Origin of the sequence: Nocardioides sp. Root682 (assembly GCF_001427795.1) — a bacterium.
Classification (GTDB): Bacteria; Actinomycetota; Actinomycetes; order Propionibacteriales; family Nocardioidaceae; genus Nocardioides.
Genome location: NZ_LMHJ01000001.1, coordinates 2,052,570 through 2,073,513, shown reverse-complemented (window position 1 = coordinate 2,073,513; position 20,944 = coordinate 2,052,570). Strand labels below are relative to the sequence as shown.

Annotated in this window: 16 protein-coding genes; 13 read left to right on the top strand and 3 right to left on the bottom strand. The window is 70.9% G+C overall.

What is annotated here, in order from left to right:
- Nucleotides 1-6 precede the first annotated feature (6 nt).
- The 3 genes from ASD84_RS09830 (at nt 7) to ASD84_RS09820 (ending at nt 5,841) form a co-directional block, all read left to right on the top strand.
- Complete coding sequence (locus tag ASD84_RS09830) at nt 7-3,699, top strand: immunoglobulin-like domain-containing protein (protein ID WP_056709558.1); 3,693 nt, start codon at nt 7-9, stop codon at nt 3,697-3,699.
- Nucleotides 3,700-3,776: 77 nt separating this feature from the next.
- The gene (locus ASD84_RS09825; RefSeq protein WP_056709553.1) at nt 3,777-4,814 is read left to right on the top strand and encodes a LacI family DNA-binding transcriptional regulator; all 1,038 of its coding nucleotides are present in this window, start codon (nt 3,777-3,779) and stop codon (nt 4,812-4,814) included.
- Nucleotides 4,815-4,830: 16 nt separating this feature from the next.
- Nucleotides 4,831-5,841 carry an aldose epimerase family protein gene (locus ASD84_RS09820; protein WP_162251516.1) on the top strand — a complete coding sequence of 337 codons (1,011 nt, stop codon included), beginning with the start codon at nt 4,831-4,833 and terminating at the stop codon, nt 5,839-5,841.
- Here ASD84_RS09820 and ASD84_RS09815 read toward each other — a convergent pair.
- The gene (locus ASD84_RS09815) at nt 5,802-6,740 is read right to left on the bottom strand and encodes a helix-turn-helix transcriptional regulator (protein WP_056709549.1); all 939 of its coding nucleotides are present in this window, start codon (nt 6,738-6,740) and stop codon (nt 5,802-5,804) included. The two genes, ASD84_RS09820 and ASD84_RS09815, sit on opposite strands and share 40 nt — an antisense overlap.
- Nucleotides 6,741-6,940: 200 nt before the next feature.
- On the opposite strand from ASD84_RS09815, the gene ASD84_RS09810 reads away from it, so the two are divergent.
- The 10 genes from ASD84_RS09810 to ASD84_RS25060 all read left to right on the top strand — a co-directional run bounded on the left by ASD84_RS09810 (nt 6,941) and on the right by ASD84_RS25060 (nt 18,907).
- Nucleotides 6,941-7,927, top strand: a complete 987-nt coding sequence (locus tag ASD84_RS09810; protein WP_056709548.1) for an ABC transporter substrate-binding protein — start codon at nt 6,941-6,943, stop codon at nt 7,925-7,927.
- An 85-nt stretch (nt 7,928-8,012) separates the two neighbouring features.
- Nucleotides 8,013-9,584 carry a sugar ABC transporter ATP-binding protein gene (locus ASD84_RS09805; RefSeq protein WP_235531051.1) on the top strand — a complete coding sequence of 524 codons (1,572 nt, stop codon included), beginning with the start codon at nt 8,013-8,015 and terminating at the stop codon, nt 9,582-9,584.
- Entirely contained in the window at nt 9,577-10,707 is a 1,131-nt protein-coding gene (locus ASD84_RS09800; RefSeq protein ID WP_082573258.1) for an ABC transporter permease, read from the top strand. Before ASD84_RS09805 ends, ASD84_RS09800 begins: the two co-directional genes overlap by 8 nt.
- On the top strand, nt 10,704-11,711 hold the full coding sequence (gene yjfF / locus ASD84_RS09795) for a galactofuranose ABC transporter, permease protein YjfF (RefSeq protein WP_082573257.1): 1,008 nt from the start codon (nt 10,704-10,706) through the stop codon (nt 11,709-11,711). Before ASD84_RS09800 ends, yjfF begins: the two co-directional genes overlap by 4 nt.
- The gene (locus tag ASD84_RS09790) at nt 11,708-12,763 is read left to right on the top strand and encodes a LacI family DNA-binding transcriptional regulator (protein WP_056709545.1); all 1,056 of its coding nucleotides are present in this window, start codon (nt 11,708-11,710) and stop codon (nt 12,761-12,763) included. Before yjfF ends, ASD84_RS09790 begins: the two co-directional genes overlap by 4 nt.
- An 11-nt stretch (nt 12,764-12,774) precedes the next feature.
- On the top strand, nt 12,775-14,427 hold the full coding sequence (gene araB / locus ASD84_RS09785) for a ribulokinase (RefSeq protein WP_200954534.1): 1,653 nt from the start codon (nt 12,775-12,777) through the stop codon (nt 14,425-14,427).
- A complete protein-coding gene (locus ASD84_RS09780; RefSeq protein ID WP_056709541.1) occupies nt 14,424-15,101 on the top strand; it encodes an L-ribulose-5-phosphate 4-epimerase in 678 nt (225 codons plus the stop codon). Before araB ends, ASD84_RS09780 begins: the two co-directional genes overlap by 4 nt.
- 71 nt (nt 15,102-15,172) lie before the next feature.
- Nucleotides 15,173-16,663, top strand: coding sequence for an L-arabinose isomerase (araA, locus tag ASD84_RS09775; protein WP_056710877.1), 1,491 nt, complete (start codon nt 15,173-15,175; stop codon nt 16,661-16,663).
- A 77-nt stretch (nt 16,664-16,740) separates the two neighbouring features.
- Nucleotides 16,741-18,255 carry a pyruvate kinase gene (gene pyk / locus ASD84_RS09770; protein WP_082573255.1) on the top strand — a complete coding sequence of 505 codons (1,515 nt, stop codon included), beginning with the start codon at nt 16,741-16,743 and terminating at the stop codon, nt 18,253-18,255.
- 481 nt (nt 18,256-18,736) lie between these two features.
- A complete protein-coding gene (locus ASD84_RS25060; protein ID WP_156391733.1) occupies nt 18,737-18,907 on the top strand; it encodes an Ig-like domain repeat protein in 171 nt (56 codons plus the stop codon).
- Between the two features lie 48 nt (nt 18,908-18,955).
- On the opposite strand, the gene ASD84_RS09765 is transcribed toward ASD84_RS25060, so the two are convergent.
- Both ASD84_RS09765 and ASD84_RS09760 read right to left on the bottom strand, forming a co-directional pair.
- The gene (locus ASD84_RS09765) at nt 18,956-19,324 is read right to left on the bottom strand and encodes a DUF779 domain-containing protein (RefSeq protein WP_056709539.1); all 369 of its coding nucleotides are present in this window, start codon (nt 19,322-19,324) and stop codon (nt 18,956-18,958) included.
- The gene (locus tag ASD84_RS09760) at nt 19,324-20,847 is read right to left on the bottom strand and encodes an aldehyde dehydrogenase family protein (protein ID WP_056709538.1); all 1,524 of its coding nucleotides are present in this window, start codon (nt 20,845-20,847) and stop codon (nt 19,324-19,326) included. The genes ASD84_RS09765 and ASD84_RS09760 overlap by 1 nt, the downstream gene beginning before the upstream one ends.
- Nucleotides 20,848-20,944 lie beyond the last annotated feature (97 nt).

The following is a 20,944-nucleotide window of genomic DNA, read 5'->3' as shown; positions in this document are numbered from 1 at the left end:
AACAACGTGACTCGAACCCATCCCCGGCGGCACTGGCGTGGTGCCCTCGCCGGCCTTGCCGCCGCGATCGCCGTCGCCGCGACCCTGTCCGGCCCGGTGCCGGCCCGGGCCGAAGGCGAACCGGCCGACACCGACACCGGCCTGATCGCACGGTGGAAGCTCGACGAGACCAGCGGCACTGTTGCGGCGGACTCCTCGGGCAACGGCCGTGACGGCACGGTCACGGGTACGGCGAGCTGGGCCTCCGGCGACGGGTTCACGTTCAGCGGTGGCTCGAACAGCTCGGGCAACGCGATCCGGCTGCCGAACAACCTGCTGGCCGGCGTCAACGACCTCACGGTCGACTTCGACGTCTGGGTCGATCCGACGCTGTCGGGGAACTGGTTCATGTACAACCTCGGCAACCAGGCGACGTACCCCAACGGCACGGGGTACCTGTTCACCACCAACGACGCGCAGGGCCGCTACCGCTCGACGATCGCCGAGGCGGGTTTCGCCACCGAGCAGAGCACGGCCCGGACCGGCAGGCTGACGACGGGATCGTGGAAGCACGTCACCTACACGATCGACGGCGGCTCTGTCGGTGCGCCCGGAACCGCCCGTGTCTACGACGATGGCGTCCTGGTGGCCACCAACGCCAACGTCACCACCAGCCCTGCACTGCTCGGCACCCCGGACGGGACCACCACCCTCAACGTGCTGGGCCGGTCGGCGTACTCCGGTGACCTCTCCTTCAAGGGGAAGCTGCGCGACTTCCGGCTCTACGACAGGGTCCTGACGGCCGAGGAGTCGGCCTCTCTCGCCGGCGACGTCGTCACGCCCGCCCTCGATGCCGATGCCGCAGCGCTGACGCTCGGCGACACGGGCGCCGTCGTGGCGGACCTCGCGCTGCCGACGACCGGAGCGTCCGCAACGACGACGGTGACGTGGGCCAGCAGCAACCCGGCTGTCGTCGGTGACGACGGCACGGTCACCCGACCTGCCCACGGCTCCGCGCCGGGGGACGTGACCCTGACCGCCACCCTGGCGCGGGGCGCCGAGACCCGCACCCGCACCTTCGACGTGACGGTGCTGCCGGAGGAGCTCGACGACACCGGCAACGCGCAGGAGGCCGTCGCGGCGGTCGCCCTGGTCCACCCCGACGACGTGCGGGGCAACCTGACCCTGCCGACCAACGGCCTGCACGACACCACCCTCACCTGGTCGTCCGCGGCCGACGACGTGGTCAGCGCCACCGGTGAGGTGACCCGCCCAGCGTTCGGTGAGTCCCCGGTCGACGTCGCGCTCACCGTCACCGCGATCAAGGGGACAGCCTCCGCGTCGCGCGACATCGTGGTCCGCGTCCAGCCTGCCCCCGAGGCACCGGACTACCAGGGCTACGCCTTCGCCTACTTCGCCGGTGAGAGCACCGACGACGGCGAGAAGATCCACCTCGGCGCGAGCCAGGGCAACGACCCGCTGGCCTACGACGCGCTCAACGACGGCGAGCCGGTGCTCTCCTCGACGTACGGCGAGCAGGGCCTGCGCGACCCCTTCATCATCCGCTCCCACGAGGGCGACCGGTTCTACCTGCTCGCCACCGACCTCAAGGCCTACCCGGCCGTCGACTTCGGCCAGGCGCAGGAGAGCGGCAGCAAGTACGTCGAGGTCTGGGAGTCCACCGACCTCGTGCACTGGTCGGACCAGCGGCACGTCAAGGTGTCCTCCGACTTCGCCGGCAACACCTGGGCGCCGGAGGCCTTCTACGACGAGGAGGCAGGGGAGTACGTCGTCTACTGGGCCTCCGCGCTCTACCCGACGACCGAGGTGGTCGGCCGCGACATCAACACCCAGTACCAGCGGATGATGTACGCGACGACCCGCGACTTCGTGACCTTCTCCGACCCGCAGCCGTGGATCGACGTCAAGCGCGGCACCGGTCGCGGCATGATCGACGCGACGGTCGTCAAGGACGGCGACACCTTCTACCGGGTGGTCAAGGACGAGGCGTCGATGACGCCGCGCCAGGAGCGGTCGACCGACCTGCGCGCCACCGTCAGTGGCTCGCTGCCGACCACGACGTCCACGCCCGGCTGGCAGCTGGTCAAGGAGCGGATCGGGGTCGGCCAGCCGAACCCGTGGGGCGGCACGTTCACCAACGGCGAGGGACCGACGGTCTTCCGCGACAACGAGGACCCCGACCGGTGGTACCTCTTCATCGACCAGCCGAGCTATCACGGCGGCCAGGGCTATCTCGCCTTCACCACCGACGACATCGGCTCCGGCAGCTGGACCTCGGTGCCCACGGCCGACCTCCCGAGCAGCCCGCGCCACGGCACGGTGATCCCGGTGACCCAGGCCGAGCTCGACGCGCTCCGCGGCGGCTTCCAGCCCGAGCTGCTGATCGAGGAGGTCGCGGACGTCACGGCGAGCACCCGGGCCGGCACGGCCCCGACGCTGCCGGCCACCGTCGCCGCGACGTTCGGTGACGGGTCGACCGGACAGGTCGCCGTCGTCTGGGACGACATCGACCCGTCGTCGTACGACGGCGCGGGGACGTTCAGCGTGACCGGGACCGTGAGCCGCGGCTCGGCCGACCGGGCCGTTGCGACCGTGACGGTCACGGACGCGGCGGACCCGGTGGTCGAGATCGCCTCGGCGGCCGACGGCGAGCAGGGCTGGTGGGTGACGTCGCCGGCCAGCGCCACGGTCTCCGCCACCGACGACACCGGGGTGGACCGGGTCGAGACGTCTCTCGATGGCGGCCCGTGGGTCGCGACCGACGGCGACGACGCGGTGCTCACGATCGAGGGAGAGGGAGCGCACGAGGTGCGGGCCCGCGCCCACGACGTCACCGGCAACGTGTCTGCGGTGGTGAGCGGTCAGGTCCGGATCGACACGGAGTCACCGGTCAGCCGGGCGACTGCCGGGACGGACCGGACGGTCACCGTCCGGGCGGCCGACGCGGGTTCGGGCGTGGGTCGGGTCGAGTACCGCACCGGCGACACCTGGACGCCGTACGACGCCCCGTTCGTCGTGGGTGCCGGTGCCGTCACCGTGGAGTACCGCGCGGTCGACCGGGCCGGCACCGCCGAGAACGCCAACACCCTCGTGGTGCCGGCCGTCGGCGACCACCTGGTCCCGACCGCAGTGGCTGCGGTAGCCGACGAGACGTCGGTGCGCCGCGGAGCCCACGTCGGGATCTCGGTCCGGGTCACCGCACCCGACGGTGTGCCGACAGGAACGGTGCGGGCCATCGCTGACGGCAAGGTGCTGGCATCCGCCAACCTGGCCAACGGCCGGGCGCGGATCGTCGTCGACACCGAACGGATCGCCGGTGTCGGGGAGAAGTCCGTCGTCATCCGGTACGACGGCGACGCGACCCACCGCGCCGGTGAGGACGTGGTGACGCTGCAGCTCGGCGCCGCCCGGTCCACGACGAGGCTGGGTGTCACGGCTACGGACCGCTCCGGCCGTGGTGCCGTCGCGCGGGTCCGTGTCCTCACGGATCCCGTCGGGGTGGACGTCGACCGGGTCCAGCTGGTGCTGCGCCGCAACGGCCACCTGGTCCGCCGCGTCACGGTCGCCCTGGACGCTGCCGGACGGGCCACCTGGCGGTTGCCGCGGCTGCGCTCCGGCACCTGGTCGGTGCAGGCGAGCGTCGTACGCAGCACGGTGCTCGTCGGGTCGACGGCGGTGCAGCGACTCCGGGTGCGCTGATCCGGGACGCGCGCCGCGAATGTGAGCGCTCGCCAAAATCGGCTCCGGTGGCGGCCTGCGCCACTAGGGTGGCCGCCATGGCGGGGGAGAACGGGCAGCGCGAGGCAGGTCGACGGCGTTCGCCGAGCATGGCGGACGTCGCGGCGCTCGCCGGTGTCTCGCACCAGACGGTGTCGCGGGTCCTCAACGACTCCCCGCTGGTGCGTGACGACACGCGCGAGCGGGTGCACGCCGCCATCGCCGAGCTGGGCTACCGGCGCAACGCGGCCGCGCGCCTGCTCGCGACCAACCAGTCCGGGCGGATCGGCATGGTGTCCGCGCACCTGGCCCTCTACGGCCCGAGCATGATCGCGTCGGCGGTGCAGGAGGCCGGCCGCGAGGCGGGCTACGACGTCGCCGTCGTCGGTGTGCTCGAGCTCTCCGAGGATGCCCTGCGCGACGCGGTCGACCGCCTCCTGGACCAGGCGGTCGAGGCGATCGTCGTCGCTGTGGCTCATCGCGACGCGCTGGCCCAGGTCCGCGGCCTGTCGCTGCCGATCCCCGTGGTCCTGGTGCAGGGCGTCGGTGCGGGCGACTCGATGTCGGCCGGCATCGACCAGGTCGCCGGGGCGCGCCTCGCCACCGAGCACCTGCTCGACCTCGGCCATCCCAGTGTCGCCCACGTGAGTGGCCCGGCGGACTGGATCGAGGCTGCCCAGCGTCGCGAGGGATGGCAGCGCGCCCACGAGGCACGCGGGCTGCTGCCGGGCCCCGAGCTCGCGGGTGACTGGACAGCCGGCAGTGGGTACGACGCCGGGCTGCGGCTCGCCCGCAGCCACGACGTCTCGGCGATCTTCGTCGGCAACGACTCCATGGCGCTCGGCGTGCTCAAGGCGCTGCACGAGACCGGCCGGTCGGTGCCGGCCGACGTGAGCGTCGTGGGGTTCGACGACGTGCCGGAGTCGGCGTTCTACTGGCCGGCGCTCACGACGGTCGCGCAGGCCTTCCGCGAGCTGGGCCGCCGGGCGGTGGACCTGACGGTGCGAGCCCTCGGTGGCGAGGACCGGCCGATGGTTGCGCTGGCGCCGCCGCAGCTCGTCGTGCGGGCGTCGTCGGGCCCGGCGCCCACCCGTTGATGTTAGCGTTCACATCGTGCCCGCAGAACCCTCTCCCTCCCTCGTGCTCGGCCGCGCCCCCGGCCCCGAGCTGCACCTGCTGACCGTCGGCGCCACCGTCCAGCGGCTCGTCGTGACGTGCGGTGACGGCGTGCGCCGCGACGTCGCGCTCGGCCTCCCGGACGCAGCAGCCGTGCGCTCGTCGCCGGACTACATCGGCAGCATCGTCGGGCGCTACGCCAACCGGATCGCCGGTGGCCGGTGGTCCCTCGACGGGAGCTCGTTCAGCCTCCCCGCCAACGACCGCGGCCACCACCTGCACGGTGGCCCCGACGGCTTCCACACCCGGACCTGGCAGGTCGTCGAGCAGGTGGAGTCAGCCGTGGTGCTCGAGCTGGTCAGCCCGGACGGGGACGCCGGGTATCCCGGCGAGCTCACGGCCCGGGCCCGCTACGCCGTCACCGACGACACGGTCGAGCTCGAGCTCACCGCCACCACCACCGCACCGACCGTCGTCAACCTGACCAGTCACGCCTACCTCAACCTCCACGGCTCCGGCACCATCGACGACCACCGGCTGGCCGTCGCCGCCAGCGCCTACACCCCGGTCGACGCCACCTCGATCCCCGTCGGAACGCACCAGCCCGTCGACGGCACGCCGTTCGACCTGCGCGCGGGTGCGGCACTCCGGGACGTCGTACGGTCGGACCACCCGCAGGTGCGGGAGGCCCGGGGGATCGACCACAACTTCGTCGTCGACGGCGTCGGCTGGCGTCGGATGGCGGTGCTCGACGGGCCCGCGACGCTGACCCGGATGGAGCTGTGGTCCGACCAGCCGGGGCTGCAGGTCTACACGGGCAACTTCCTCGACGGGTCCGCGCGGGACCGCGGCGGTCGCGCACTGCGCCAGGGCGACGGCATCGCGCTCGAGCCCCAGCTCCACCCGGACAGCCCGAACCACGCCCCTGGCCCGGACTGGCCCTCCGCCGTCCTGCGGCCCGGGGAGACCTACCGATCCCGCATGGCGTGGGTGTTCTCGGCCCTCTGAGCGCTCCCTGAGCGGGTCGCGTCCAGGGCGCCGGAAGGCAGGCTGAGCGCGCGCTCGAGGCCGGCGAGCAGGCGTGCGCCGGGTTCAGCGCGGCCGGCCTCCCAGCCGCGCACCGCGGCCACGCTGCACCCACATCGTGCGGCGAGCTCGCCCTGGGTGAGGCCGGTCCACTGCCGCAGCGTGCGGAGCACGGCGGGCAGGTCGCCCGGCTGCCACTGGCGACGATCGAGCAGGCGGGGCGGAGTCACGCCGGCCGCGCGCGCCACGGCCGACACCGGGACGCCGTACACCCGGCCGAGCCGGCGCAGTGCGGCCAGGGGCGGCTCCGCCTCGCCGCGCTCCCAGGCGCCGAGGGAGCGCCGGTCGATCCCGGCCAGGGCCGCGACGCGTGACTGACTGAGCCGGCTCCTGTGCCGCAGGCGGCGCAGCGGACTCGGGGGTGCGTCGGGGCGGTGGTTGACGAGGACGGGCGAGGCGAGGCCGGCCGCGAGACCGGCGGGGGTGAGGCCGAGGATCGCGGCGAGGCCGGGCAGCCGAACCTCCGGGATCCGGACCCGTCCGGCCTCCCAGTTGTAGACCGTCGAGGCCGGGACGTCGAGTGCCGCTGCGATGGTGGTGACGGCCACCCCGGCCCGGAGGCGAAGGGGGCGCAGGCCGTGGCCGCGATGGCCCGCCGGTGCCGCGCTCGGCGCCGCTTCCCGGACGTCGTCGAAGAAGCCAGCGATCCGGGCCGGCTCGAGCTCGAGCACCCGCGCGAGGGCGTGGATGTGGACGGGACCGGGCAGTCGTTCGCGACGTTCCCAGCGCAGGATGGACATCGGGTGGACGCCGATCTCGCGGGCGAGATCGCTGGCCCGCAGGCCTCGACGGGCGCGCTCGGAGCGCAACAGCGTGGTCACCGGTGGGTGCCTTTCGTGCAGGGCTCACCCGCGAGCCGGCCGGATTCCGGCGGCTGGCAGGGTGAGCGCAGGGTGAGCGTTCACATTTCTTCGGATTGGTGGTCCCGAACCCCTTGACGCGGATTAATGTTAGCGCTCACACTCGTCAACAGTGACACCGGTCACAGGGCGAAACGGCCCAGGGACGTTGGAGGAAACCAGTGCTGAAGAAGACCGTGACCGCCGCGAGCGCGGTCCTCATTTGTGCCACCGCCTTGTCGGCCTGCGGGAGCGACGACAGCTCGGCCAGCGACGACGGCACGATCGTCATGGGCTTCGCCCAGGTCGGCGCCGAGAGCGGCTGGCGGACGGCGAACACCGACTCGATCAAGGCGTCGGCCAAGTCTGCAGGAGTCGAGCTGAAGTTCTCCGACGCCCAGCAGAAGCAGGAGAACCAGATCAAGGCGATCCGCTCCTACATCCAGCAGAAGGTCGACGTGATCGCCTTCAGCCCGGTGGTCGAGACCGGGTGGGACACGGTCCTGCAGGAGGCCAAGCGCGCCAAGATCCCGGTGATCCTCACCGACCGGGCCGTCGACACCGAGGACACCTCGCTCTACGAGACCTTCCTCGGCTCGGACTTCGTGCTCGAGGGCGAGAAGGCCGGCGAGTGGCTGGTGGACAACGCCGCTGACGCCGACGTCGACGGGGACGGCGACATCAACGTCGTCCAGCTCGAGGGCACCACCGGTGCCGCGCCGGCGATCGACCGTGCCGAGGGCTTCGCGAAGGCGATCGGCTCGGACTCGAAGATCAAGGTGTCCGCCTCCCAGACCGGTGACTTCACCCGTGACGGTGGCAAGCAGGTCATGGAGTCGTTCCTCAACTCCGAGAAGGGCATCGACGTCGTGTTCGCGCACAACGACGACATGGGTCTCGGTGCGATCGAGGCGATCGAGGCCGCTGGCCTGGTGCCCGGCAAGGACATCAAGATCATCACCGTCGACGCCGTCAAGGACGGGATGACCGCCCTGTCCGAGGGCAAGATCAACTTCATCGTCGAGTGCAACCCGCTCCTCGGTGACCAGCTCATGGACCTCGCCGAGAAGGTCATCGCCGGCGAAGAGGTCCCCGAGCGTGTGGTGACGGAGGAAGGCACCTTCACCCAGGAGCAGGCCACCGCCGTACTTGCCGACCGCAAGTACTGAGGCCTCCCCACCCAGTCCCGGCGGGCTCGCACCACCTCCCCCTTGTGGTGCGACCCGCCGGGCCCCGACCCTGCGGAGATGAACGATGAAGACGATGTACGAGGAGCCCCCGGTGACCGCACCGCGATCAGCGGGTGAGCCCGTGGTCGAGATGCGCGACATCTCGATCACGTTCGGCAGCGTGCGCGCCCTCGACAACGTCTCGTTGCGGCTGCTGCCCGGCGAGGTCCACGCCCTCATGGGCGAGAACGGCGCCGGCAAGTCCACCCTGATCAAGGCGCTCACGGGTGTCTACTCGATCGACTCCGGCACGATCCTCGTCGGCGGCGAGGACCACCGCTTCAGCACTCCCGCTGCGGCACAGGCCGCCGGGATCAGCACGGTCTACCAGGAAGTGAACCTGGTCCCGAACCTCACCGTCGCCGAGAACATGCTGCTGGGGCGCGAGCCCCGTCGCTTCGGTGGGATCGACGTCCGGGCGATGAACCGCCGGGCCCGGTCGACCCTCGAGCGTCTGGGCCTCGACATCGACCCGCGCTCCACCCTCGGTGACCACCCGATCGCCGTCCAGCAGCTCGTCGCGATCGCCCGTGCCGTGGACGTCGAGGCACGGGTGCTCATCCTCGACGAGCCGACCTCCAGCCTCGACACCGACGAGGTCGTCAAGCTGTTCGAGGTCATGCGACGCCTCCGCGACACCGGTGTCGCCGTCGTGTTCGTCTCCCACTTCCTCGACCAGATCTACGAGATCGCCGACCGGATGACGATCCTGCGCAACGGCCGCCTGGTCGAGGAGCGGATGGTCGCCGCGACCACCCAGCTCGAGCTGGTGAAGCTGATGATCGGCCGCGAGCTCGAGGTGCTCGACCGGCTCGACCGGCAGCGCGCCCGCACCCACGAGGACGCCGTACCCGTCCTGCAGGCGATCGGTCTCAGCCGCAAGGGATCCCTCGAGGCCACCGACCTCAGCCTGTACGACGGCGAGGTGGTCGGCGTCGCCGGCCTGCTCGGGTCCGGCCGCACCGAGCTGGCCCGCCTGCTCTTCGGCGCGGACACCGCGGACCACGGCTCCCTGGAGATCCGGTCCCACCGTCGCCGGCTGCGCAGCCCGCGCCACGCCATCGACCGCAAGGTCGCGTTCTCCAGCGAGGACCGCAAGGCCGAGGGCGTGATCGGCGACCTGAGCGTCGCCGACAACATGCTGCTCGCCCTGCAGGCCTCCCGCGGCTGGCTCCGTCCGATCCCGCAGGCAACCCGCAACCGTCTCGTCGCGGAGTACATCGAGGCGTTGGACATCCGGCCCGCCGACCCGCAGGCGCTGATGCGCAACCTGTCGGGAGGCAACCAGCAGAAGGTGTTGCTGGCGCGCTGGCTGATCACCGAGCCCGACGTACTCATCCTCGACGAGCCCACCCGCGGCATCGACATCGGCGCCAAGGCGCAGATCCAGGCGAAGGTCGCCGAGCTCGCCGAGCGCGGCATGTCGGTGGTGTTCATCTCCGCCGAGCTCGAGGAGGTCCTCCGGCTCAGCGACCGCGTCGTCGTGATGCGTGACCGCCGCAAGATCGCCGAGCGCCGCAACGAGGGCGTCAGCATCAGCGACGTCCTCGAGATCATCGCGGGCGAGAGCCGCGCAGAGGAGTCTCCCCATGACTGACACGCTGCATCCACGCAACCCGCCCACGCCGCCCAGCCCACCCGCAGCGGGCCGACCGGACGCCGTACCTCCGTCGAGGCCGGGTGTTGCCAGCCGGGTGCTGGCGAACCCGTTGCTCTGGCCGGTCCTGGCACTGGTCGCGCTGCTCGTCGTCAACGTCTCGGCGACGCCGTCGTTCCTCGACGTGCGGATCCAGGACGGCCACCTCTACGGCAACGTCGTCGACATCGCCCGCAACAGCGCGCCCGTGCTGCTGGTCGCCCTGGGGATGACCCTGGTCATTGCCACCCGCGGCATCGACCTCTCGGTGGGCGCCATCGCGGCCATCGCGGGTGCCGTCGCGTGCACCCGGATCGTCGGCGCCGGTGACGAGGGCGCGGCCACCACCGCGATCATGGCCTGCACGATCGCCCTCGCGATGTGCGTCCTGCTCGGGCTCTGGAACGGCTTCCTGGTCTCGGTCATCGGCATCCAGCCGATCATCGCGACGCTGGTGCTGATGGTCGCCGGCCGCGGCCTGGCGATGCTGGTGACCGACGGCCAGATCACGACGGTGCACAACGACGCCTTCAGCGACCTGGCCTCCGGCTACGTGCTCGGCCTGCCGCTGGCGTTCCTGGTCGCCCTCGCGATGGTCGCCGTGACCGCGGTGCTGACGCGTCGTACCGCCCTCGGCATGCTGATCGAGGCGGTCGGGATCAACCCCGAGGCGAGCCGGCTCGCAGGAGTCCGCTCCCGCACGATCATCTGGACGGTCTACGTCTTCGGTGCCGTGTGCGCGGGACTGGCCGGCCTGATCATCGCCGCGAACACGAACTCCGTGAACGCCAACAGCCTGGGCCTCTGGATCGAGCTCGACGCGATCCTCGCCGTCGTGATCGGCGGCACCGCCCTCACCGGTGGGCGCTTCTCGTTGCTGGGCACGGTCGTCGGCGCGCTGTTCATCACCACGCTGGCCCGCACGATCCCCAACATCGGGATCCCGTCGGAGGCCAACTACCTCTTCAAGGCGGTCGTGGTCGTCGCGGTCTGCCTGATCCAGTCGCCCCGCGCCCGTTCCGTCCTCCGGGTACGACGCCCGGCACCCGCCGCCCTGACGGCACCGAAGGGATCGCACGCATGAGCACCCTCACCGCTCCCGTCACCACTTCGCTCTGGGACCGCGTGCGCGGCTTCTCGCCGCCTGCCCGCTTCCTGCCGGTGATCGTCACCTTCGCCCTGTTCGTCGGAATGTTCGGAGCCGGCGGCGTGCGCTACGACGGCTTCGCCGACCCGCAGGTCTTCCTGAGCCTGCTGCTCGACAACTCGTTCCTCATCGTGCTCGCGGTCGGGATGACGTTCGTGATCCTGGCCGGTGGCATCGACCTGTCGGTCGGGTCCGTGGTCGCGCTGTCCACGATGATCGCCGCGAAGACGCTGCAGATGGGCTGGTCGCCGTACCTCTCGATCGTGGCAGTGCTCGCGGTCGCGACGCTGCTCGGAACGCTGATGGGCCTGCTGATCCACTACTTCGAGATCCAGCCGTTCGTGGCGACGCTCGCCGGCCTGTTCCTGGCACGCGGCCTGACCTACCTGATCAGCGTCGAGTCGATCCCGATCACCGACGCCACCTTCAGCGAGCTGGCATTCAAGACGATCGAGCTGCCGGGTGGCTACTACACGACGTGGGCCGTGGTCATCGCGATCGCCACCGTCGTGGTGGCGGCGTACGTCCTGGCCCGGACCCGCTTCGGGCGCACGGTCTACGCCGTGGGTGGCAACGAGGCCTCGGCGCTGCTGATGGGCCTGCGCGTCGCCTGGGTCAAGGTGGGCGTCTACGCGATCAGCGGCTTCTGCGCCGGTCTCGGCGGGCTGCTCTTCGCGCTCTACACACTGTCGGGCTACAGCCTGCACGCCGTCGGCATGGAGCTCGACGCGATCGCGGCCGTCGTCATCGGCGGCACCCTGCTCACCGGTGGTCGCGGGTACGTCGTCGGCTCGCTGATCGGCGTGCTGGTGCTCGGCACGATCCAGACCTTCATCTCGTTCGACGGCGGACTCAGCTCCTGGTGGACCCGGATCGCCATCGGTGTCCTGCTCCTGGTGTTCGTCGTCGTCCAGCGGCTGATGACCCGGCGGCAGACATGACGTCACCCCAGGGAGCGGCCCGCCGTATCCCCGTGATGGCCGATGTCGCCCGGCTGGCGGGGGTCTCCCACCAGACCGTGTCGCGGGTCGTGAACGGGCAGACGAACCTCCGTCCGGAGACGCGGGACCGCGTGCTGCGGGCGATCGAGCAGCTCGGCTACCGCCCCAACACCGCGGCCCGGAGCCTGGTCACCCGGCGCTCCGGCACCATCGGCGTCATCGGCTCGCGCAGCGGGTTCTGGGGCCCGAGCACCGTGCACCGCGCCATCCAGGCGGCCGGCCGCGAGGCCGGCTACTTCGTCAGCTCCGTGAACGTGCAGGTGCTGAGCCGCGCGGAGTTCACCGATGCCATGAACCACCTGCGCGACCAGCACGTCGAGGGCATCGTGCTGATCGCCGCCAACGACGACGCGATCGACGCCGTGAGCGCGCACGCCGGACGTGGCGTCCCGGTCGTGGTGGTCGAGGGTGACGAGTCCAAGGCGCACCTCACCGTCGGTGTCGACCAGGTCGCCGGTGCCGTCCTCGGCACCCGGCACCTGATCGAACTCGGTCACGAGAAGGTCCTGCACCTCGCCGGACCGTCGTCCTGGACCGAGGCCCGCGGCCGACTTTCCGGCTACCGCACGGCGATGTACGACGCCGGGCTGCCCCCGCAGTTGCAGGTGGAGGGCGACTGGTCGGCCCGCAGTGGCTACGAGGCGGGCCAGCGGATCGCGGCACGCGACGACGTCACGGCCGTCTTCTGCGCCAACGACCAGATGGCGCTCGGCCTGCTCCGCTCGCTCTCCGAGGCCGGCCGCTCGGTGCCCCACGACATCAGCGTCGTCGGCTTCGACGACATCCCAGAAGCGGCGTACCTCATCCCGCCACTCACGACCGTCCGCCAGGACTTCGACGAGGTGGGCCGCCGGGCGATCCGGATCCTGCGCTCGGCGCTCAGTGACGAGCCCGCACCGGAACGCCTGATCGGTCCGGAGCTGGTCGTCCGGGCCAGCTCGGCCGCACCACGAAACGCATCCGCACGACGAGAAGGAGCAGTGCTCGCATGAGCTCGGGCCAGCTGGAGGAGCAGTACGCCATCGGCGTCGACTACGGGACTCTGTCGGGTCGCGCGGTCGTGGTCCGGGTGTCCGACGGTGCGGAGGTGGGCTCCGCGGTGCACGCCTACCCGCACGCGGTCGTCGACCGGCGGCTGCCGGGATCGGACGAGGAGCTGCCGCCCGAGTGGGCGTTGCAGGTGCCCGAGGACTACCGCGAGGTGCTGCGGATCGCCGTACCTGCGGCGGTTGCGGCTGCCGGGATCGACCCGACGGCGGTGATCGGCATCGCCACCGACTTCACCGCGTGCACGATGGTCCCGACCCTTGCCGACGGCACGCCGCTGTCCGAGCTCGACGACTTCCGCGACCGGCCGCACGCCTACGTGAAGCTGTGGAAGCACCACGCTGCGCAGGCGCACGCCGACCGGATCAACCGGCTCGCGGCGGAGCGCGGCGAGGCCTGGTTGCCGCGCTACGGCGGCCTGATCTCCTCGGAGTGGGAGTTCGCCAAGGGCCTCCAGGTCTTCGAGGAGGACCGCGAGGTCTACGACCGGATGGAGCGCTGGGTCGAGGCTGCCGACTGGATCGTGTGGCAGCTGTGCGGCCGCTACGTCCGCAACGCCTGCTCCGCCGGTTACAAGGGGATCCTCCAGGACGGCGCCTACCCGGGCACCGACTTCCTCGAGGCCCTGTCGCCCGGGTTCGGAGGCTTCGTCGACGACAAGGTGGCGCACCCGATCGGTGAGCTCGGGTCTGTCGCCGGACACCTCACCGCCGAGGCTGCGGCCTGGACAGGACTTCCCGAAGGGATCGCGGTCGCCGTCGGCAACGTCGACGCGCACGTGACCGCGCCCGCGGCGCAGGCGGTCGACCCCGGTCAGATGGTCGCGATCATGGGCACCTCCACCTGCCACGTGATGAGCGCCGACGTGCTCCGCGAGGTCCCCGGCATGTGCGGCGTCGTCGAGGGCGGCATCGTCGCCGGCCGCTGGGGCTACGAAGCGGGCCAGAGCGGGGTCGGCGACATCTTCGGCTGGTTCGTCGACAACGCCGTCCCGGCGTCGTACTCCCTGGCGGCGGAAGCCGCGGGCGAGTCGGTCCACGAGCACCTGACGCGGCTCGCCGCGGGGCAGCAGATCGGCGAGCACGGGCTGGTGGCCCTGGACTGGCACAGCGGCAACCGCTCGGTCCTGGTCGACCACGAGCTCTCGGGCCTCGTCGTCGGCCTCACCCTGGCGACCCGGCCCGAGGACGTCTACCGCGCGCTGCTCGAGGCGACCGCCTTCGGCACACGGGTCATCGTCGAGACCTTCCGCGAGAGCGGCGTGCCGGTGGAGGAGTTCATCGTCGCCGGCGGCCTGCAGAAGAACGCGCTGTTGATGCAGATCTACTCCGACGTCACCCGCCTGCCGCTGTCGATCATCGACTCGGAGCAGGGGCCGGCCCTCGGCTCGGCCATCCATGCCGCGGTGGCCGCCGGCGCCTACGCCGACGTACCGACGGCCGCGAAGGCGATGGGCAAGGTCCGCAAGGCGGTCTACGTGCCGGACGACGACCGTGCGCAGGCCTACGACCGGCTGTTCGCGGAGTACCGCGAGCTGCACGACCACTTCGGTCGCGGTGTCGGCGCCATGCGCCGGCTCAAGGCGATCCGACGGGAGGCAAGGACATGAGCGTGGTGACCGACGTCGACCAGACGATCCTGCGGGTCCGCCGCGAGGTGGCCGCGCTGCACGCCGAGCTGCCCAGGTACGGGCTGGTGGTGTGGACAGCGGGCAACGTGTCGGCCCGGGTGCCCGGCCACGACCTGATGGTGATCAAGCCGAGCGGAGTCTCGTACGACGACCTCACGCCCGAGAACATGGTCGTCTGCGACCTCGAGGGCCGCGTGGTCGAGGGCGAGCATGCACCGTCCTCGGACACGGCTGCGGCCGCTTACGTCTACCGGCACATGCCCGAGGTGGGTGGCGTGGTGCACACGCACTCGCCGTACGCCGTCGCGTGGGCCGCGCGCAGGGAGCCGGTCCCGTGCGTGACGACGATGTGCGCCGACGAGTTCGGTGGCGAGATCCCGATCGGTCCGTTCGCGATCATCGGCGACGACTCGATCGGTCGCGGGATCGTGGAGACCCTGCGCGGGAGCCGCTCACCCGCGGTGATCATGGCGAACCACGGCCCGTTCACGATCGGTGCCACGGCCCGGAAGGCTGTCGCCGCTGCGGTGATGTGCGAGGAGACGGCGCGCCAGGTGCATCTCCTGCGACAGGTCGGTGAGGCGGTCCCGATCGAGCAGAGCGCCATCGACGCGCTCAACCACCGCTACCAGAACGTCTACGGCCAGCGCTGACCAGCGCTCGCCAGCAACTCGACCAGGAGAACCACGTGCCCACCGACGCCACCCGACCCACCTCCGCCGACATGCAGGAAGTGTGGTTCCTGACCGGGAGCCAGTCGCTCTACGGACCGGAGACCCTCGACCAGGTCGCGGCCCAGTCCCGGGCGATCGCCGAGCGCCTCGCCGAGCTCGCGGACCTCCCGGTCCGGGTCGTGTGGAAGCCGGTGCTGCTCGACGCGGTCTCGATCCACCGCCAGGTGCTGGAGGCCAACAGCGACCCGGCCTGTGTCGGCCTGATCACCTGGATGCACACGTTCTCCCCGGCCAAGATGTGGATCGCGGGCCTCGATGCGCTCCAGAAGCCGCTGCTGCACCTGCACACGCAGGCCGGCGTCGCGCTGCCGTGGTCCAGCATCGACATGGACTTCATGAACCTCAACCAGGCCGCCCACGGCGACCGCGAGTTCGGCTACATCCAGACCCGCCTCGGCGTGCCGCGCAAGACCGTCGCCGGCCACGTCGAGAACCCGGCGGTGCGTCGGCGGATCGAGGACTGGGCCAGGGCTGCCCGCGGTCGGGCCGAGCTGCGCCAGCTGCGGCTCGCGCGCTTCGGCGACAACATGCGCGACGTCGCCGTCACCGAGGGCGACAAGGTCGAGGCCCAGCTGCGCTTCGGCGTCTCGGTCAACACGCACGGCGTGAACGACCTGGTGGCCGTCGTGGACGCCGTGTCCGACGCCGAGATCGACAAGCTCGTCATCGAGTACGCCGACCTGTACGCCATCGCGCCCGAGCTGCTGCCGGGCGGGGACCGCCACGAGTCGCTGCGGTACGGCGCCCGCGTCGAAGCCGGACTGCGCGCCTTCCTCGAGGACGGCGGGTTCCACGCGTTCACCACGAACTTCGAGGACCTCGGTGGGCTCCGCCAGCTGCCGGGCCTGGCCGTCCAGCGGCTGATGGCCGACGGCTACGGCTTCGGTGGCGAGGGGGACTGGAAGACCTCGGTGCTGCTGCGCGCCACGAAGGTGATGGCCGCGGGCCTGCCCGGCGGGACGTCCTTCATGGAGGACTACACGTACCACCTGGTGCCGGGCGAGGAGAAGATCCTCGGCGCGCACATGCTCGAGGTGTGCCCGACCCTCACCGAGACCCGCGCCTCGCTCGAGGTGCACCCGCTGTCGATCGGCGGGCGCGAGGACCCGGTGCGGCTGCGGTTCACAGCCGACCCCGGTCCGGCGATCGTCGCCGGCCTCTCGGACCTCGGTGACCGGTTCCGGCTCACCGTGAACGAGATCGACGTCGTCGAGCCGGACGAGGCGCTGCCGCAGCTGCCCGTGGCCTGCGCCGTGTGGGAGCCGCGGCCGTCGCTGGCGACCTCGGCCGAGTCGTGGCTGATGGCCGGAGCGCCGCACCACACGGTGCTGTCGAAGGCCGTCGGCGTCGAGGTAATCGCGGACTTCGCCGAGATGACCGGCGTCGAGGTCGCGGTCATCGACGCCGACACCACGCCGCGGAGCTTCCAGCGCGAGCTGCGCTGGAGCGCCGCCTACCACCGCCTCGCGGCAGGGCTGTGAACGCGGCGTTGGATCGATCCAAGTAGGATCGTCCGCGTGCCGGACTGCCCGGCACCGACCACCCAGGAGCCACACCGATGACCGACCTGCTCGAGCGACCCGACAGCGTCCAGGACCGACCCTCAGGGCAGCCGGCCCAGCCAGCCCTGCCGGCACTGCCGCGAGGTCGCCGGGCGAAGGTCGTGTGCACCCTCGGGCCGGCGACGGCGTCCGCGGAGCAGGTGCGCGCCCTGGTCGACGCAGGCATGGACGTGGCCCGGCTCAACATGAGCCACGGGACCCAGGCGGACCACGCCGAGGTCTACCAGCACGTCCGCGACGCTGCCCTGGCCAGCGGCCACGCGGTCGCCGTGCTGGCCGACCTGCAGGGCCCCAAGATCCGGCTGCGCCGGTTCGGTGACGGACCGGTCCTCCTGCGCCGCGGCCAGCGCTGGACGATCACCACGCGCGACGTGCTCGGGGACAGCGAGACCTGCGCGACGTCGTACGTCGGTCTGCCGGGTGACGTCCGCACCGGTGACCCCGTCCTGATCGACGACGGCAAGGTCCGCCTGCGCGTCGTCGAGGTCACCGACACCGAGGTGGTGACCGAGGTCCTGGTGGGCGGCAAGGTCAGCGACCACAAGGGGATCAACCTGCCCGGCGTCGCGGTCTCGGTCCCGGCCCTGTCGCTGAAGGACGCCGAGGACCTGCGCTTCGCGCTGCACCTGGGCGTCGACGTGGTCGCGCTGAGCTTCGTGCGCGACGCGGCCGACGCGGAGGACGTGCGCGCGATCATGCGCGAGGAGGGCATCAGCGTCCCGGTCATCGCCAAGATCGAGAAGCCGCAGGCGATCACCAACCTCGACGCCATCGTCGCCGCGTTCGACGGCGTGATGGTCGCCCGTGGTGACCTCGGGGTGGAGTGCCCGCTCGAGGAGGTGCCGTTCCTGCAGAAGCAGGTGATCGTCGCCGCCCGGCGCAACGCGAAGCCCGTCATCGTCGCCACCCAGATGCTCGAGTCGATGATCATCAGCCCGGCGCCCACCCGCGCCGAGACCAGCGACGTCGCCAACGCCGTGCTCGACGGGGCCGACGCCGTGATGCTGTCGGGCGAGACCAGCGTCGGCGCGCACCCGATCACGACGGTCGAGACGATGGCGCGGATCATCGCGGCGACCGAGCGGCACGCGCTCGACAGCCAGCAGTTCGGGCGCTTCGACCGGATCGACTTCGATCCGCACACGCGCGGCGGCGTGATCACGAAGGCGGCCGAGGAAGTGGCCGAGCGCGTGGGGGCGTCGTACGTCGTGGCCTTCACGCAGTCAGGTGACTCGGCCCGCCGGGTTGCTCGACTGCGCAGCCGGATCCCCGTCCTGGCGTTCACCCCGGACCCGCAGGTGCGCGCGCAGCTCGCCCTCAGCTGGGGTGTCGAGGCCTACACGACCGCGCCGCCGGTCGACACCGACGACATGGTCCGGCAGGTCGACCACGAGCTGCTCCGCAGCGGTCGCGTCCGTGAGGGCGACCTGGTCGTGATCGTCGCCGGCAGCCCGCCCGGCGTTCCCGGCTCCACCAACGCGCTCTGGATCCACCGGATCGGGCAGCGCTGACTCGTTCTCCCGCTCCCGCTCGGACGAGCTGTAACACGTCGTCCGCTCGACTACCTGACCGTTGTCGTCGCAAAACCCCCGCTGGGACAGCGTGTTGCATACGACAAGCGGCGGGTAGTCACGCGGACAGCGTGTTACAGCCCCGCGCCGCGGAGGCCTTTCGGCCGACGGCCCACCAGGTGAGGTCGCGCACCAGGAGGGCCACCTCGCGCACGATCACCTGTGCGTCACCGGCACGACCGCCGCGGACTCCTCGTCGGTGAGCAACCGCGAGCGGATCAGGAACCGGACGCCGTACGGCGCTTCCCGGTGCCGCCGGTCGCTCGTGCCTCGCTGCCTGCCGTGAGCGGTCACATTCAGTCCCCATTCGTGTGGAGGCCGATTTCTCGGACGAATCCGATTCCGGTCTGACGTCATGTTAGCGCTAACAGTACTGAGATGGCCATCACTTCCTGGACCGTGGAGCAACAATGCGGGTCGGGTGAGCGTCTACGACAACGGACGCCTCGTGGCCCGACCCGCACTCGTCGACGGCGTCGCCCGGGTCGCACTGCGACCCAGGCGGTCCGGGCGGCACCTGATCGTGGTCAGGTACCCCGGAGCGTCGTGGATCGCGCCGAGCCGGGACTGGACGACGATCCGGGTGCGCTGAGCAACCAGCGGGTGAGGTCGCGCACCAGGAGCGCGACCTCCCTGATCATCACGAGACCGCCTCCGCGGACTCCTCGTCGGTGAACAGCCTCGAGCGGATCAGGAACCGGACGCCGTACGGCGCCTCGAGGGAGAAGCCCGCCCCGCGGCCGGGAACGACGTCGATGGTGAGGTGGGTGTGCGACCAGTACTCGAACTGCGCCTTCGACATCCACACGGGCACCGGCCTGTCGAGGCCGACGGGGAGATCACCCAGGTGGACGTCCGCATCGCTGAGCAGGAAGTCGCCGTCCGGGAAGCACATCGGCGACGACCCGTCGCAGCAGCCGCCGGACTGGTGGAACATCACCGGCCCGTTGGCCTCGGTGAGGCGGCGGATCAGCTCCGCCGCCTCACCGGTCACAGCCACACGATCCATCAGAAGAAGCCGAGCGCGTCCGGGCTGTAGGACACGAGCAGGTTCTTGGTCTGCTGGTAGTGGTCGAGCATCATCTTGTGGTTCTCGCGGCCGATGCCGGACTGCTTGTAGCCGCCGAAGGCCGCGTGGGCCGGGTAGGCGTGGTAGTTGTTCGTCCAGACCCGGCCGGCCTGGATCTCCTTGCCGGCGCGGAAGGCCTGCGACCCGTCCCGGGACCACACGCCGGCACCGAGGCCGTACAGCGTGTCGTTGGCGATCTTGAGGGCGTCGGCCTCGTCGTCGAAGCTGGTGAGCGAGACGACCGGGCCGAAGATCTCCTCCTGGAAGATCCGCATCGAGTTGTCGCCCTCGAACACGGTCGGCTGCACGTAGTAGCCGCCGGCGAGGTCGCCCTCGAGGATCGCGCGCTCGCCACCGATGAGGACCTTCGCGCCCTCCTGCTTGCCGATGTCGATGTAGGACATGATCTTCTCGAGCTGGTCGTTGGAGGCCTGGGCGCCCATCATCGTGGTGTCGTCCAGCGGGTTGCCCTGCTTGATCGCACGGACCCGCTCGATGGCGTCCGGCACGAACGTGTCGTACATGCTGCGCTGCACGAGGGCCCGCGACGGGCAGGTGCAGACCTCGCCCTGGTTGAGGGCGAACATGGTGAAGCCCTCGAGCGCCTTGTTGTAGAAGGCGTCCTTCTCGGTGTTGACCGAGTCGAAGAAGATGTTCGGGCTCTTGCCGCCGAGCTCGAGGGTCACGGGGATGATGTTCTGGCTGGCGTACTGCATGATCAGCCGGCCGGTCGTGGTCTCGCCGGTGAAGGCGATCTTCGCGATCCGCGAGCTGGAGGCGAGCGGCTTGCCGGCCTCGACGCCGAAGCCGTTGACGATGTTGAGGACGCCGGCCGGCAGCAGGTCGCCGATGACCTCGAGCAGCTTGAGGATCGACCACGGGGTCTGCTCGGCGGGCTTGAGGACCACGCAGTTGCCGGCGGCCAGGGCGGGCGCGAGCTTCCACACGGCCATCAGGATGGGGAAGTTCCACGGGATGATCTGGCCGACCACGCCCAGCGGCTCGTGGAAGTGGTAGGCGTAGGTGTTGTCGTCGATCTCGGAGATGCCGCCCTCCTGCGCCCGGATGCACCCGGCGAAGTAGCGGAAGTGGTCCACGGCGAGCGGCAGGTCGGCGTTGAGGGTCTCGCGGACCGCCTTGCCGTTGTCCCACGTCTCCGCGACGGCCAGCGCGGAGAGGTTCTCCTCGATCCGGTCGGCGATCTTGTTCAGGATGTTGGCCCGGTGGGCGGGCGACGTCTTGCCCCACGACGGTGCCGCGGCGTGGGCGGCGTCCAGCGCCGCCTCGATGTCCTCGGCGGTGCCGCGGGCGATCTCGGTGAACACCTTGCCGTTGACCGGCGAGATGTTCTCGAAGTACTCGCCCTTGATGGGGTCGACCCACTCGCCACCGATGAAGTGGCCGTAGCGGGGCTCGACAGAAACGAGCGAATCGGGCTGTCCGGGTGCTGCGTAGACGGTCATGGCGTCCTCCAGGTGTCGTCGTTGGGCCGTTGTGTGACGGTGATCACGACGTTACGAAGAGCAACGTTGCAGGCTGGTTGCGCCGCGTCCCGTTGGT

Excerpts from the sequence above, each read along its gene's own strand:
- ASD84_RS09780 (WP_056709541.1), top strand. The coding sequence starts at position 14,424 with ATGAGCGTGGTGACCGACGTCGACCAGACGATCCTGCGGGTCCGCCGC.
- araA (WP_056710877.1), top strand. The coding sequence starts at position 15,173 with ATGCAGGAAGTGTGGTTCCTGACCGGGAGCCAGTCGCTCTACGGACCG.
- ASD84_RS09760 (WP_056709538.1), bottom strand. The coding sequence starts at position 20,847 with ATGACCGTCTACGCAGCACCCGGACAGCCCGATTCGCTCGTTTCTGTC.
- ASD84_RS09765 (WP_056709539.1), bottom strand. The coding sequence starts at position 19,324 with ATGGATCGTGTGGCTGTGACCGGTGAGGCGGCGGAGCTGATCCGCCGC.
- pyk (WP_082573255.1), top strand. The coding sequence starts at position 16,741 with ATGACCGACCTGCTCGAGCGACCCGACAGCGTCCAGGACCGACCCTCA.
- ASD84_RS09800 (WP_082573258.1), top strand. The coding sequence starts at position 9,577 with ATGACTGACACGCTGCATCCACGCAACCCGCCCACGCCGCCCAGCCCA.
- yjfF (WP_082573257.1), top strand. The coding sequence starts at position 10,704 with ATGAGCACCCTCACCGCTCCCGTCACCACTTCGCTCTGGGACCGCGTG.
- ASD84_RS09825 (WP_056709553.1), top strand. The coding sequence starts at position 3,777 with ATGGCGGGGGAGAACGGGCAGCGCGAGGCAGGTCGACGGCGTTCGCCG.
- ASD84_RS09805 (WP_235531051.1), top strand. The coding sequence starts at position 8,013 with ATGAAGACGATGTACGAGGAGCCCCCGGTGACCGCACCGCGATCAGCG.
- ASD84_RS09790 (WP_056709545.1), top strand. The coding sequence starts at position 11,708 with ATGACGTCACCCCAGGGAGCGGCCCGCCGTATCCCCGTGATGGCCGAT.